Origin of the sequence: Kibdelosporangium philippinense (genome assembly GCF_021390435.2) — a bacterium.
GTDB classification, from domain to species: domain Bacteria; phylum Actinomycetota; class Actinomycetes; order Mycobacteriales; family Pseudonocardiaceae; genus Kibdelosporangium; species Kibdelosporangium philippinense.
Genome location: NZ_JAJVCN010000002.1, coordinates 2,521,200 through 2,534,900 on the forward strand (window position 1 = coordinate 2,521,200; position 13,701 = coordinate 2,534,900).

At 64.6% G+C, this 13,701-nt stretch carries 11 protein-coding genes and 2 pseudogenes; 8 read left to right on the plus strand and 5 right to left on the minus strand.

Annotated features, from left to right (window positions below):
• Nucleotides 1-34 precede the first annotated feature (34 nt).
• Nucleotides 35-1,243, minus strand: coding sequence for an SDR family oxidoreductase (locus LWC34_RS30550; RefSeq protein WP_233728515.1), 1,209 nt, complete (start codon nucleotides 1,241-1,243; stop codon nucleotides 35-37).
• A gap of 37 nt (nucleotides 1,244-1,280) precedes the next feature.
• Nucleotides 1,281-1,484, minus strand: a complete 204-nt coding sequence (locus LWC34_RS30555) for a hypothetical protein (RefSeq protein WP_233728516.1) — start codon at nucleotides 1,482-1,484, stop codon at nucleotides 1,281-1,283.
• Nucleotides 1,485-1,828: 344 nt separating this feature from the next.
• Here LWC34_RS30555 and LWC34_RS30560 point away from each other — a divergent pair, with 344 nt between their 5' ends.
• From LWC34_RS30560 to LWC34_RS58205, 3 genes are all read left to right on the plus strand, one after another.
• Nucleotides 1,829-2,557, plus strand: coding sequence for a GOLPH3/VPS74 family protein (locus LWC34_RS30560; RefSeq protein WP_233728517.1), 729 nt, complete (start codon nucleotides 1,829-1,831; stop codon nucleotides 2,555-2,557).
• 15 nt (nucleotides 2,558-2,572) lie between these two features.
• A complete protein-coding gene (locus LWC34_RS30565; protein ID WP_233728518.1) occupies nucleotides 2,573-4,768 on the plus strand; it encodes an amino acid permease in 2,196 nt (731 codons plus the stop codon).
• Between the two features lie 80 nt (nucleotides 4,769-4,848).
• Nucleotides 4,849-6,060, plus strand: a complete 1,212-nt coding sequence (locus tag LWC34_RS58205; protein WP_233728519.1) for a cytochrome P450 family protein — start codon at nucleotides 4,849-4,851, stop codon at nucleotides 6,058-6,060.
• Nucleotides 6,061-6,109: 49 nt separating this feature from the next.
• Here the strand turns inward: LWC34_RS58205 and LWC34_RS30575 are convergent.
• Nucleotides 6,110-6,785: pseudogene (locus LWC34_RS30575) on the minus strand (glycoside hydrolase family 75 protein).
• Nucleotides 6,786-7,033: 248 nt separating this feature from the next.
• Here LWC34_RS30575 and LWC34_RS30580 point away from each other — a divergent pair.
• Nucleotides 7,034-7,633 (plus strand): LysE family transporter, encoded by a 600-nt coding sequence (locus LWC34_RS30580; RefSeq protein WP_233728520.1) that lies wholly within the window; start codon nucleotides 7,034-7,036, stop codon nucleotides 7,631-7,633.
• Between the two features lie 9 nt (nucleotides 7,634-7,642).
• Here LWC34_RS30580 and LWC34_RS30585 read toward each other — a convergent pair.
• Together LWC34_RS30585 and LWC34_RS30590 are read right to left on the minus strand one after the other, a co-directional pair.
• A pseudogene (locus LWC34_RS30585) lies at nucleotides 7,643-8,782 on the minus strand (multidrug effflux MFS transporter); the annotation flags it as partial.
• Nucleotides 8,773-9,258, minus strand: coding sequence for a MarR family winged helix-turn-helix transcriptional regulator (locus tag LWC34_RS30590; RefSeq protein ID WP_233728521.1), 486 nt, complete (start codon nucleotides 9,256-9,258; stop codon nucleotides 8,773-8,775). The gene LWC34_RS30590 and the pseudogene LWC34_RS30585, both read right to left, overlap by 10 nt.
• Before the next feature lie 74 nt (nucleotides 9,259-9,332).
• Between LWC34_RS30590 and LWC34_RS30595 the strand changes: the two genes are divergently transcribed.
• The 4 genes from LWC34_RS30595 (at nucleotide 9,333) to LWC34_RS30610 (ending at nucleotide 13,685) form a co-directional block, all read left to right on the plus strand.
• The gene (locus LWC34_RS30595; RefSeq protein ID WP_233728522.1) at nucleotides 9,333-9,974 is read left to right on the plus strand and encodes an FMN-dependent NADH-azoreductase; all 642 of its coding nucleotides are present in this window, start codon (nucleotides 9,333-9,335) and stop codon (nucleotides 9,972-9,974) included.
• Between the two features lie 107 nt (nucleotides 9,975-10,081).
• Nucleotides 10,082-11,443, plus strand: a complete 1,362-nt coding sequence (locus LWC34_RS30600) for a Gfo/Idh/MocA family protein (protein WP_233728523.1) — start codon at nucleotides 10,082-10,084, stop codon at nucleotides 11,441-11,443.
• Between the two features lie 51 nt (nucleotides 11,444-11,494).
• The gene (locus LWC34_RS30605) at nucleotides 11,495-12,508 is read left to right on the plus strand and encodes a tetratricopeptide repeat protein (protein ID WP_233728524.1); all 1,014 of its coding nucleotides are present in this window, start codon (nucleotides 11,495-11,497) and stop codon (nucleotides 12,506-12,508) included.
• A gap of 10 nt (nucleotides 12,509-12,518) precedes the next feature.
• Complete coding sequence (locus tag LWC34_RS30610; RefSeq protein WP_233728525.1) at nucleotides 12,519-13,685, plus strand: lactate 2-monooxygenase; 1,167 nt, start codon at nucleotides 12,519-12,521, stop codon at nucleotides 13,683-13,685.
• Nucleotides 13,686-13,701: the final 16 nt, after the last annotated feature.

Below are 13,701 nucleotides of genomic sequence, written 5' to 3' on the forward strand. Positions count from 1 at the left end.
GCGTTAGAACACGACTAACCACTCACGAGGGCATTTACAGCTTTCGCCACACCGAGCGGGTGAGGGTCGCGGCCACGCTCGCCAGGGGCGGCTGCGGGCGGGATCGAGCTTCGGGCGCGGTCTCCGGAATCCGACGCCCTGCCAACGGATCCGACCGGTCAGCGCGGCGAGCGCGATAAGGGTCCAAATGCGACGACCAATACCGCAACAACCGTGGCGCGTAAGAAGCCAAGGGCAGCAACGTGATCCCACTGCCTTCCAAAGCCGCGACCGTCGAGGCTGTCGAAAACTTGGGCTCCATCACCATATGCGGAATGACCTCAGGCGGAATCCCCATCTCGGTCATCACGGCATCCCGAACCTCACGCCCACCCGGCAGGCGATCAACCGCCCGCGCAGCAAGGACCCCGGCTCGATCCAGCACAGGAACACGAGGGCTGGCCACGATCCGAGGCGCCCCAGCCGGAACGGCGAAAGCGTTGTACACCTCGGTCAAAGACTGGTTCCGGGCCGAACCAAGGTGATAGGTCGACCCCGAAGGCGCGTCCTGATGCATCAGATGCACCAGCGCGTCGACCACATAGTCCACGGGAACCACGTTCGTCGAACCAAGGTGGGGCACGACCAAGGGAAGCCGGGCGGGCAACCGCGACAACCGGGTGATCGCGGGCAGGAAGTAGTAGGGACCGTCGACCTTGTCCATCTCGCCGGAACGGGAGTCGCCGACTACTGCCGAGGGCCGGTACACCCGCCATGGAACCTTGTCCTGCGTACGGACCAGCTTCTCCGCTTCGAACTTTGTCGAGTGGTAGGGGGACGGCAGGTTTTGGCCGAGATCGAAATCCCGTTCAGTGAAACGTCCTCGATAGTCCCCGGCTACCGCTACCGAGGAAACGTGGTGCAGCCATTTGGCGCCGATCCGGCCCGCGAATTCGATCACGTGACCGGTACCGTTCACATTCGTGATTTCGTTGATCGCGCGATAGGCCGTGAAATCGTAGATCGCGCCGAGGTGGATCACGTGGTCCACGCCTGACAACGGTGCCGTGATCGGTTCGGCGAGATCACCGGTGACCGGGACGACTCGCCCGGAATCCCATGTCCGGGCGAGTTTGTCGAATCGTGTGTGCGAACCGGGGCGCACCAGTGCGTACACCGCGGCACAGTCAGGCAGGGTGAGCAGCCGCGATATCAGCCTGCTGCCCAGAAATCCGGTTCCGCCCGTCACGAAGTAGCCGGTCATGGCGGAACCATGCCTACTGGCGAGTAGGAATCAAACTCTACTGCTCATGGATCACTGACGCGTCCACCACCGCATCCCTCAGCGCCGCGCGCAGTCTGCCCACGTCAAGTGGGGTAAGCACGGCGGTCTCACCCGGCGGGGAGACCAGTACCACGCGGCCACCGCTGACGAACACCGTCAGGTCGCGTCGCCGTCCCGCGATATCGCGGCAGCTCACCGACCATTCCTTGCGGGCAGTCACCTCTGTCTTGCCTCCCCGGTTGTCGGGCCAACGCCTTCCCTACCCGTCGTAGAGACGGTTGCCGTGCGGCGCCGTGACGCGTCCGCGAAGGTTTTTCGCACTATTGTTTCCCGACCCCGTTTCGTCACGTAGTTGTCGATCTTGAACGGCCGAGCCTACTAGGTGATATACGTCCACGGAACGACCACAGTTTGGTATATCCAAGAATTTCGGATCGACCAATCGGGTGACGACAGACCTTCGATCGTGTTGACCGGTGATCGTCGGTGGCATCCTGTTGCGGTGCTTGACCCTCCCCGGATGTCGGACTCGACAGTTGACATAGCAACTATCGCAGTTCGGCCGTGCCGGGTGAGAACCTCGGAACGGTCTCGGTGACCGGCCGGGCACCGAACTCAGCGTCACTCCGGCTTGCCGACGAGTTCTTCCTGGTGGCGCACAACCACGACGCGGACACCATCGTGCCGCGGCTGCACGACACCGGGATCGAACTCGGCCTCGCCGGGGCGCTGCTCGCTGAACTGGTACTCGACCGCAGGCTGGAGGTCGCCGACGGGCGGGTCATCGTCTTCGACCCGTCACCGCCGAACGACCAACTGGCCGCGAGCATGTTGCGGGACATCGTCACCGAACCACCGCACAGCGTCCGGGTCTGGCTGGAGTACCTCAGCCAGGACGCGCGCGACAAGGTCGGCAGCAGGCTGCACGTGGCCGGGCACCTAGCCCAGGTCCGGCTGCGTAAATGGTGGGGTGGCCCGGCGATGCAGTACCGCGCGGTGAACGCGGAACAGGCACTGATCCCCGAAGTCCGGTTGCACGACCTGCTCGCGCGGCCGCATCCGGGGCTCGAAGTGACCAGGATCAGCATGGACCACAAGCTGATGCAGGACGTCACGCTCGCCGCGCTCGCGCACTCGACCGGCCTGCTGTCCGCCCTGCTCTGGTACCACGGACCGCATCGAGCGCGGTCCCAATTGGACGAAATGCGCCGTGCACTCCCGGCACCCCTGCTCGAACTCGCCAAGCAGACTGAGGCCGCGGTTGGCGACGCGGTGCTTGGCCGTCGCCGCTGACTAAGGAGCTTTGCTTTGGTAGACAACAAAATTGGCTCATCGACCAGTACCGCGCTTGTCCGTGTCGGGCCTAGCCGCGTCTCGTCCGCGCTGGCGCGCAACCGCCTCGGTGTCTCGTCGATCGTTTTCTTCATCGTGTCGGCGGCCGCGCCACTCACGGTCATCGGCAGCGGCGCCGTGCTCGCGTTCGCCAATACCAAGACGATCGGCATCCCGATCGCGTACGCGGCGATCGCGGTGGTGCTCGCGGTGTTCGCGGTCGGTTACGTCGCGATGTCCAGGCACGTCACCAACGCGGGCGCCTTCTATACGTATGTGGCGCAAGGTTTAGGCCGTGTCCCGGGAGTCGGGGCGTCCTTCGTCGCTGTGGTCGCGTACAACGCGATGCAGATCGGCCTGTACGGCGGGTTCGGCGCGATCCTGGCCACCCACTTGACCACGTGGTTCGACTGGGACGTGCCGTGGTGGGTGCTGGCCTTGGGTGCGTGGGCGGTTATCGCGGTCCTTGGCGTGCTGCGGATCGACTTCAACAGCCGCGTTCTTGCCGTCCTGCTGACCGCCGAGTGTCTGATCATGTTGGTGTTCAACGTGGTCGAGCTGACCAACCCCGCCGACGGCACGATCACCTTCGACTCGTTGTCACCGTCCATTTTGGTGTCCACAAGTGTTGGCGCGCTGCTCGTGACCGCGGTGACCGGCTTCGTGGGCTTCGAAGGCGGCGCGGTGTACGCCGAAGAGAGTCGTGACCCGAAACGCACTGTGGCACGGGCTACTTACATCGCCGTGGCGTTCGTCGGTGTGCTGTACGCGTTGTCCGCGTGGGCATTGACCGTTGGTATTGGCCCGGACAAGATCGTCGACGCGGCGACGGAACAGCAGACGGACCTGGTCTTCAACTTCAACGCAGGCTTCCTTGGACAGTGGATTGTGGACTGTGGCCGGATCCTGATCGTGACAAGCCTGTTCGCCGCGCTCGTGAGCTTCCACAACACCGTCGCGCGGTACTTGTTCGCGCTTGGGCGTGAGCGGGTGCTGCCCGCGGGACTTGGTTCAACCAATCGGCGGACCGGTTCGCCGTACGTCGGATCGTTGGCGCAGAGCGTGTTGGCGTTCGTGGTCATCATCCTGTTCGCGGTGGTCGGACTGGATCCGTTGATCGACCTGTTCTTCATCGGCACCACGTTCGGCGGGCTCGGTGTGATCATCCTGATGGCGCTGACGTCGATGTCCGTGATCGGGTACTTCGTCAAACGCACGGATACCGGCGAGGACACGTGGCACAAGTTCGTGGCGCCGGGCATCGCTTCGGTGTTGCTGCTTTGGGTGCTGTGGCAGACGTTGGACAAGTACTCCCTTCTGCTTGGCCTGCCGACGGACCATCCCGCAGTGTGGATCCTGCCGTCGACCTTCGCCGTGTTCGGGGTCGCCGGGCTGGCGTGGGGCGCTTACCTGAAGTCCGCGCGACCGGCGGCCTACGCCGCGATCGGCCTCGGCGCCAACAGCGTGATCGGCCGGGCCAGCCAGGATCTGCCGCCGCAGCGCACGGATTCCTCCGGCGTGCTCCCGTCGATCACCAGCCCAGGCCTGGCGATGGCGCCGATCAGGCACGAGGTGTTCCGGGTCGGCGCCGACCACCCGATCGGCCCGGTCAGCCACGTGCTCAGTGAGGCCTTTGTGGACGGTGAGATCGCCGAGTGGCTCGTGCCCGACCCGGCGGACCGGCGCCGGATCTATCCGGCTTACTGGGCGATGACCGTCGAGCACGCCCTCGGCGCGGGCGAAGTGTTCGCTGGGGGCGAGCTCTCGGGTGTTTCAGTGTGGTTCCCGGCCGCGTTCGGCCCGCCCCACGCGTCGCCACGAGACCTCGACGAGCGCATCGACATCATGTGCGGTCCGTACGCACCGCGTTTCCACGCTTTGCACCACGCGATGGAGGAATCCCACCCGACAGGTCCACACCAGTACTTGGCCTTCGTCGGCGTGTTGCCCGAATTGCAGGGCAGGGGGATCGGCACCGCGTTGGTCCAGCACCGGTTGCGGGAACTGGACATCGCGGGCATGCCCGCGTATCTGGAGGCGACGAACCGGCGCAACCTCGCGCTGTACGTCCACCTCGGATTCCAGCCGACCGGCAGCCCGATCGCCTTGCCGGACAACGGGCCGAAGCTGTACCCGATGTGGCGGCCCGCGTCTGTCCACCGTGGTCTCTGACCGAGATTTTGACTGGCGTCCAACGGCAACAGTCTGCCAATAATTTGGTGTTCTGGAACCAGCGTCGTCAAGCTTGTGTTGTGAACACGGTTTACCGGCTCCCGGCGCTGGGGGAAGCTCTGCCGCTGACGTATGCCCGGTTCCGTGCGGCCGGACCAGTCATCCCGGTCGAACTCCCCGGCGGTGTCCAGGTGTGGGCGGTGACGACCTATGCCGCCGTCCGTGAAGTCCTCGAAGGGGACGACATCAGGTTTGGCAAGCATTACTCGCATTGGGCGGCGTTACGAGACGGCCAGGTGCCGGGCGGCTGGCCGTTTCTGCCGTTGGTCTACGGCGAACACATGCTCATGCGCGACGGCTCCGCGCATGGGCGCCTTCGAAATCTGCTGATGCGTGAGTTCACCGCGGAGCGCATCGAGGCGCTCAAGGAGAGTGTCGCCAAGATCGTCGACTCGTTGATCGCCGCCGTGGTCGCCGAAGGCAAGGTCGCCGATCTGGTTCCGTCGTTCGCCGAGCAGGTCCCGATGGCAGTCATCTGCGAACTGTTCGGCATTCCCGCAGGTGACCGGGCTCGGCTGCGCTCGTGGACGCGGACATTGTTCTCCCATGAGGCAACGGCTGAGGAGACACATCTCGCCGGGCAACGGCTGATCGCGTTCATGACTGCCCTGGCTGATTGGAAACGCCAGGAACCCGGCGACGACCTGACGAGCGCGTTGGTTCGTGACCAGAACGATGACCAGCTGTCGCTCCAGGAGCTTGTGGACTGTCTGTATCTGATCCTCATCGCGGGTCACGAGACCACATTGCACATGATCGGGCACGCGATCGTCGGTCTGCTGGCCAATCCGAGCCAGCTGACTCTCGCGATGGGCGAGAATCGTTGGGCCGACGTGGTCGAGGAAGCATTACGCCGCACGCCGCCGGTCTATGGCTCGCTGTTCCGGTATGCCTTGGCTGACACCGAAGTCGCGGGTAAGCAGGTTTTCGAAGGCGATGCCTTGCTGCTGTGCATCGGCGGCAGCGGCACGGATCCCGCGCAGCACGGCCCCTTGGCCGACCAGTTCGACATCACTCGTGACCAAAAAGGACACTTGGCTTTCGGGCACGGGCCACACCAGTGCATCGGCGCCCCGCTCGCCCGTATCGAAGGCGAAATGGCGCTGTCGGCCCTGTTCAACCGCCTGCCCGACATGAAGCCCGCGATCCCGGTCGATGAAATCCCCTACAGCCCTTCCTTCCTGACCTACGGCCCACTCTCCATTCCTGTGGTGCTCAACAACTCCTCGTGAGTGGTTAGCCGCGTTAGAACACGGCTAACCACTCACGAGGGCTGAGCTGCTAGTTGTTGGCTACGAACTGGTTCGCGCGGGATTCGCCGACGCTTGTCGCCGCGGAGTTGCTTTCGATCGGGCTGACCTTGGAGTTCTTGAAGCAGATGTAGGTCACTGGTCCGTCTGTGCCCCCTGTCGCCGGGTTCGGGTCGATACCCAGGGATTTCGCGGTGGCGTACGAGGCCTCGCCGATGATGTCGGTCGGGCCGGTGTCGCCGATGGAGGCGTAGAGGACCTTGTTGTTGTAGATCACCGCACACGATCCGCCGCCAGCCAGGCCGGAAGACGTGTAACGCCAGGTGCTGCTTGGGCTCGGCACGACGATGAAGTGCGTCTGGTCAGCGATCAGGGGTTTGCCGTCCGAGCGAGGGAAAGCGGTGTCCGGCTGGAACCACGGGTCGGTCTGTTCGTTGCACCGGGCGGTGCGCTGACCGTCGCAGTCGATGTCCATATCCGCCCGCCACCAGACCGCGCCGTTGGCATCGCAGACCGAGATCGTTCGACCGAGTTCGCTGTCTGTTTTGTACTTACCGCTGGAAATCTGGCGGCAGGATTGGGTTTTCGCCAGTAACTGGCTGGCCGTCGGGCCGGCCACCGGAGTGACGTCCGCGCCCGCGGTGGCCGCCGGCACCAAGGTGCCCTGCGGCCAGCAGGGTTGCCGCGAGCAGAAGGATCTTCCGCATCGGGTCTCCTTTATTAGGAAACTTTCCATACATAGGTGGCGGCGGCCCTTACTATCCCGTCCAGTGGATGCGCAGAACAAGGCCTCGTCCGAAACTTCCGTAATTGTCCGGTTACACCGAGTAAATCGGTTGAGACCAGTGTTTACCCTGACGGACATGACAAAGCTGCCTCTCATCTGTCCTGTCGCACCGGCGACAGGAGCGTGCCGACAGCAGCGCTTGTCCTGGAGGTACGACGCTGCCGCGTCATGAGCAGCGCGTTCCTCGCGGGCATTGTTGCTGGTTATGGCGTCGCAATCCCTGTTGGGGCGATTGGCGCGTTGTTGATCAGCCTGACCGCGAGAACCTCGTTGCGTGTCGGTGCGGCCGCAGCCCTTGGTGTCGCGACGGCGGACGGTCTGTACGCCCTCGCCGCCGTTCTGGGTGGCGCGGCGATCGCCAATTTGATCGAGCCGATAGCGGGTCCGATGCGGTGGGCCGCGGCGATCGTGCTTGTCGCATTGGCTGTCAAGACCGTCGTTGATGCCAGAAAGCAAAGTGGTCACAAGGAAGTCACCGCGCGCAGTGCCTACTTTGGACTGCTTGGGCTGACCATCCTCAACCCGGCGACGATCATCTACTTCGGTGCGCTCGTCCTTGGGATGCAGGCCGATGTCGTGCCGGATCTGCTGCACGGCATGGTGTTCGTCCTCGGTGTGTTGCTGGCGTCAGCAAGCTGGCAACTGCTGCTCGCCGGTGGCGGCAGCCTTGTCGGACGCGTGCTCACTGGGCCGCGCGGCCGGTTGATCACCGCGCTGGTCTCCAGTGGAGTGATCATGATCTTGGCGATCGGCCTTGTGGCGGGTTAGCAAGGCGAAAGCCAGCGCGGAGGCGACGGCGGCCGAGGCCATCAGCACGGCCATCGCCAAAGCCCCTTGCCCGGCAAGGGGAGCGAGGCCACCGCCGACGATGAACTGGGTGATCCCGATCAGCGCGGACGCCGCACCCGCGTTGTCCGCCTGATCGGCCAGTGACAGCGCGGCAGCGTTCGGCATCACGACGCCGACGCTGGAAATGATGAGGAACAACGGAATCAGAACCAGAACCAACCCCGCACCGGCGGCGATCGCGGCCACGAGCCCGGCGCCGCCGGTCAACCCAACGGCAAGGCCGGCCGCGACGAGACGGCGCGGCGGGAACCGGCCGACCAGCCAGCCGCCGAACTGCCCGGCGATCGCGATCCCGATCGAGTTCACGCCGAACACCCAGCTGTACTGCTGCGGCGACAAGCCGTATAAGTCCTGCAGCACGAACGGCGAACCGGAGATGTACGCGAACAAAGCCGCGAACAGCAGCGCGGAAGTCAAGCAGTACCCAAGAAAGACCCGATCGCGGATCAACCCGCCGTAGGACCGCAGCACCGGACGAAGCTGGGCCGGTTGCCTGCGCTCAGCCGCAAGCGTTTCCGGCAGACCGAGCACAGTGGACAGCAGTAGAAGCGCCCCGAAAACCGACAGGACAACGAAAATCCCGCGCCACGATGTGAACCGGAGCAGTTCACCACCGATCACGGGCGCCAGGATCGGCGCGAGGCCGGTAATCAGCATGAGACTGGAGAAGAATCGAGCCAGCGCGACTCCAGAGTACATGTCCCGCACGGCAGCCCGCGCGATCACGATCCCGGTCGCCGCGCCCAACCCCTGCACGGCCCGGAACGCGACCAGCGCATACGCCGATGGAGCGAAGGCGCAGGCAACCGAGGCGACGGCGTAGAGCGCGAGCCCGACGATCAGCGGCCGTCGCCGTCCGTAAGCATCGGAGAGGGGGCCGGCGATCGCCTGACCGACCGCGAGGCTGATCACGAAGGCCGTCAGAGTCAGCTGGACCGCGGACGCGGAGGAGCCGAACTGCGCCGTCATCGCCGGTAAACCCGGCAGATACATGTCAATCGACAGTGGCGCGAACGCCGATAAGGAGCCGAGGATCAGCGTGATCCGGATCCGGCCTCTCACATGCACGAACCCTCGATGTGCTGCATCGGGATGATCCTGCGCAGCAGCGACCGGAGCACCTCGCGCTCGTCCGGCGACAGCGGCGCCAGGCTGTGCTCCTCGACCGCCTTGAGCTGCACATACAGCTTCGCTTGGAGTTCACGGCCCGCCTCGGTGAGCACCGGGATCCGGGCACGCCGGTCGTGCGGATCTGGCGTGCGGACGACCAGGCCGCTGCGTTCGAGCTTGTCCAACAGCGCAGTCATCGTGGTCTTGTCGACGCCCAGCGCGTGCCCCAGCGCCAGCTGGCTGTACGGACGGCCGAGGTTCTGGGCGAGCGCGCTCAGCACGATCTGCCCTCGGATGCTCGTCCCATGTGCGTTCGCCTCGGCGTCCATGGCTTCACGCAGCCCGTGCGCCGCCCTGTTGAGCAGCCAGTTCACGTCGGAGTGCTGCAGGCACTGCTGCGTGATCTCCTCGGCTGCCTTGACGCTGTCCTCCACGTCCCAAGTGTACGTGATGTGCACTACTCAAGATATTCTTGACTCGGAACATCTCGATTCGTATCTTCTCAGTTATGACGAACTTGCTGCACATCGACTCGAGCATCTGGGACGCCACCTCGCACTCGCGGCCGGTGACCGCCGCGTTCGCGGAGGCGTGGAAGGCCGCTAACCCGGATGGCGGTTATACGTACCGTGACTTCGCGGTCGACCCCGTCGAGCACCTGACCGGCCTGTACATGAGTGCTGCCTACGTGCCAGCGGACCAGCGTTCGCCTGAGCAGGCGGCCGAGTTCGACAAGTTCAAGTGGCTGCGTGACGAGGTGATCGCCGCGGACGTCGTACTGCTCGGCGTGCCGATGTACAACTACACGATCCCGTCGACCATCAAGACCTGGATCGACCACCTGCTGGTGCCGGAACTGCTGGTCAACGCCGAAACCGGTGAGGGTCTGCTTGCGGGCAAGAAGGTGTTCGTCGCGACCGCGCGCGGTGGTTCGTACGCGCCAGGCACGCCGAAGGAGTCGTGGGACCACCAGGAGCCGCTGCTGCGTCAGCTATTCCAAGGACTTGGCCTCGACCAGGATCTGACGTTCATCCACAGCGAGATGACGCTCGCCTACACGATCGAGCACCTCAAGCAGTTCCAGCACATCGCGGACGCGTCGAAGGAGAACGCGTACAAGGCGGTGCAGGAACTCGCGGCCGTGGCCTGAGACCGCAATTGGGGCGGTTTAGTTCGAAAGTAGGCTGACACCTCCGGCCGACTGTGTGAATCTGCTTGCAATCGAGCTCTAATGTGCAGATTCGCGCAGGAGGTGTCATGAGCGATCAGGTCTCGCGTCGGTCGTTGCTCGCGGCGGGTGCAGTGCTCGGCCTGGGTTCGGGGGCCCAGGCCGAGGCGGCTGTCGAAGAGACACAAGTCCCGCCGCAAAAGGGTCGGAGCATGGTCGGGGTGCCGTTCGAGCGGCACGACACGGTCCGCGTCGCGATCATCGGCCTCGGCAACCGGGGCGGCGGCATGATCGGGTCGTTCCTGGCCGTGCCCGGTGTCAAAGTCACCGCGTTGTGCGACGTCAACGCCACGGCCGCGACCCGTGCGGCGAACGCCGTCACCGACGCGGGCCAACCAGCGCCAGCGCTCTACACCAAGGGCGACCACGACTACGAGAACATGCTCCGGCGTGACGACATCGACCTCGTCTACGTAGCCACGCCCTGGGAATGGCACGTACCAATGGCCATAGCGTCGGTACGAGAAGGCAAGCACGTAGGCGTGGAAACGCCGTTCGCCACGTCAATGGAAGAACTGTGGCAACTGGTGGACGCCTCCGAGCGCTACCAACGCCACTGCATGCAGCTCGAGAACTGCTGTTACGGACGCAACGAGATGCGCATCCTGCGCATGGTGCACGCGGGCCTGTTCGGCGAGTTGCTGCACGGTGCGGGCGCGTACAACCATGACCTGCGCGAGTTGCTGTTCTCTGACACGTACTACGCAGGCGAATGGCGGCGCGCGTGGCACACGAAGTCACGCCTCAAAGGCGACCTCTACCCGACGCACGGGCTTGGTCCCGTCGCTGGCTACATGGACATCAACCGTGGCGACCGGATCGTGCGCATGTCGTCGATGGGCACGCCGGCGCTCGGCCTCGCGGAGTACCGCAAAGCGAACGAGCAACCGGGTGATTCGTCGTGGCGCGAACGGTACGTCGAGTCAGACATGACCATCAGCCTGTTGCAGACAGCCAAAGGCCGGGTCATCCGACTCGAACACGATGTGTCCACACCGCACCCTTATTCACGGCTCAACCACATCGCCGGGACCAAGGGTGTGTTCGAGGACTATCCACCTCGGATCTACCTCGAACCCCGCAACACCAACCACCAATGGGCGAATTTCGACGAGTACAAGTCATATGACCATTGGTTGTGGACAGACGTCCCGCCGGGACCCGGCGGCCACGGCGGAATGGACTACTACATGGTCTACCGCACCATCCAGACAATGCGGCTTGGCCTGGTCCCGGACATGGATGTCTACGACGGCGCGGTGTGGAGCGCGCCCGTGCCGCTGAGTTCGAAATCCATCGACCAAGGCGGCGCGCCGCAACCAATTCCCGATTTCACCAGGGGACGGTGGCACGAGACTCGCCCGGGCGTGGACTCGGTGAAACCCGTGTAGCAGTACGAGTGCAAGACTGGGGCCATCCGAAACCCAATTCAGGGAGTCAGGATGGCCGACGAGCCGATCGCCGTCGCGTTACGTCGCGCGGCCGATCTGACCGCTGCCGGTAACTCCGACGCGGCGATCCACGTTGTGCGTGGGGTGCTGGACGAGCACCCCACGCACTCCGAAGCGTGGTGTCATCTTGGCGCCGCGTACCTCGACGTGGGCGACGCGGAGTCCTCGCTTGACGCCGCGAAGCAAGCGATCCGGCACGGCGAGCGGTCGTGGGGGTACCGGCTCGCGAGCGTCGCGCTGATGGAATTGGGCAGGCGTGACGAGGCCGTCGTGTCCGCGCGTGAAGCCGTGCGGCGCGATGGCGAGGATTGGCGTTGCCACGTGGCTTTGGCGGAGGCGTTGGGCACGCAAGATCCGCAGGAGTCGTTCGCCGCGGCGTGTCGCGGGATCCAGCTCGCCAACAACGAGGCGCGGCCGTTCGAAGTTCTCGGCGACGCGGCGTTGCGTGTGCACGACAAGGAAACCGCGCGACGCGCCTACTACGAGGCCATCAAAATCGATCCAGCCAACCAGCACGCGCGCACCAACCTGGTTCGGCTCGGCCGTCCGCAACTCGGTACGACGACCGCGCCCGTACAGGCCGAGCCGATCGTTCAGGTGCATCTTGGCCGTATCGAAGAACTCGGGTTGTGGCTCGCACTGAGGCGTTCGTCCATTGGTTTGACCATCGGCAGCCTGGTGCTGATGTTGGTCGGGTTGGACGACACGTACAGCGTGCTCGGCTGGTTCGGGTTGGTGCTGGTGCTGTTCGTCGTGTTCGTGGTGGGCAGCGCGTGGGTGAAGTACGCGCGGGGCGTGCCGGTGAAGCAGACGTTGGTCGAACACAGGATGTTGGCGCTGGCCGCCGGATTGATGGCGCTGTCGTCAGTGCTGTTGATCGTGTGGACGGTCCTTGTCGCGCTTGGCGCGCAGACGTTGAATCCGTTGACGATCGTTCTTGTGACCAGTGTGGCCAGTGTGGTGGTGTCCGTGCTCGCCATCTGGCGGCGGAGCCATCCCAAGTAAGTTCTGGCCCATGACCCAACCTCTCGGCGGCTACCAGAACGAGATCTACCTGCACGGCCTGGCTGACCAGGTTCCTCCGTGCACGACCGACGCCACCAGGCTGGCCGACTCGGCCCGCGAGATCCTCGAGCCTGGGCCGTTCTGGTACGTGGAGGGCGGTGCCGGTTCAGGCGCGACCATGCGCGCCAACCGTGAAGCGTTCGACAAGTGGCGGATCGTGCCGCGCATGCTCCGCGACGCGGCCGCGCGCGATGTGTCCACAACGGTGTTGGGCGCGCAGCTGCCCGCGCCCGTATTGCTCGCGCCGATCGGCGTGCAGTCGATCGTGCATGCGGACGGTGAATTGGCGACCGCGCGTGCCGCGAGCGAACTTGGTGTCCCGATGGTCCTGTCGACCGCGTCGTCGAACACGATCGAGGACGTCGCCAAGGCGAATGGCACCGGACCACGGTGGTTCCAGCTGTACTGGCCGAACGACCCAGACCTGTGCATCAGCCTCATCAACCGAGCGGCCAAAGCCGGGTTCAGCACGCTTGTGGTCACCTTGGACACGTGGTCGTTGGCATGGCGGCCCAACGATCTCGACCATTCATACCTGCCGTTCCTGCGCGGGATCGGCACCGCGATCCCGTTCTCGGACCCGGTGTTCCGTTCCGGACTGGCCGACACGCCGGAGAACGACACGCCGATGGCGGTCCTGAAATGGGTCCAGACATTCACCGGATCGGACCGCAACTGGGAGGCGCTGCCGTTCCTGCGTGAGCACTGGGACGGACCGATTGTGCTGAAAGGGATCCAGCACGTCGACGACGCGCGGCGCGCGGCCGACGCCGGAATGGACGGGATCGTCGTGTCCAACCACGGCGGCCGACAAGTTGACGGTGCGATCGCTTCACTGGACGCGCTACCAGCCATCGCGAACGCGGTCGGCGATCGACTCGAAGTTCTGTTCGATTCGGGTGTCCGGACGGGTGCCGATGTCTTCAAAGCGATTGCACTGGGTGCAAAGGCCGTGCTCATCGGCCGTCCATTCGTGTGGGGATTGGCGCATGCGGGCGAAGCCGGTGTGCGGCACGTGGTCCGCAGCATTCTCGCGGAATTCGATCTGACCGTCGCATTGTCCGGTTACCGGTCGGTCGCCGAGCTGACGCCGGACGCGCTTGCCCGCGGTTGTTGATCACGAATCGAGGACG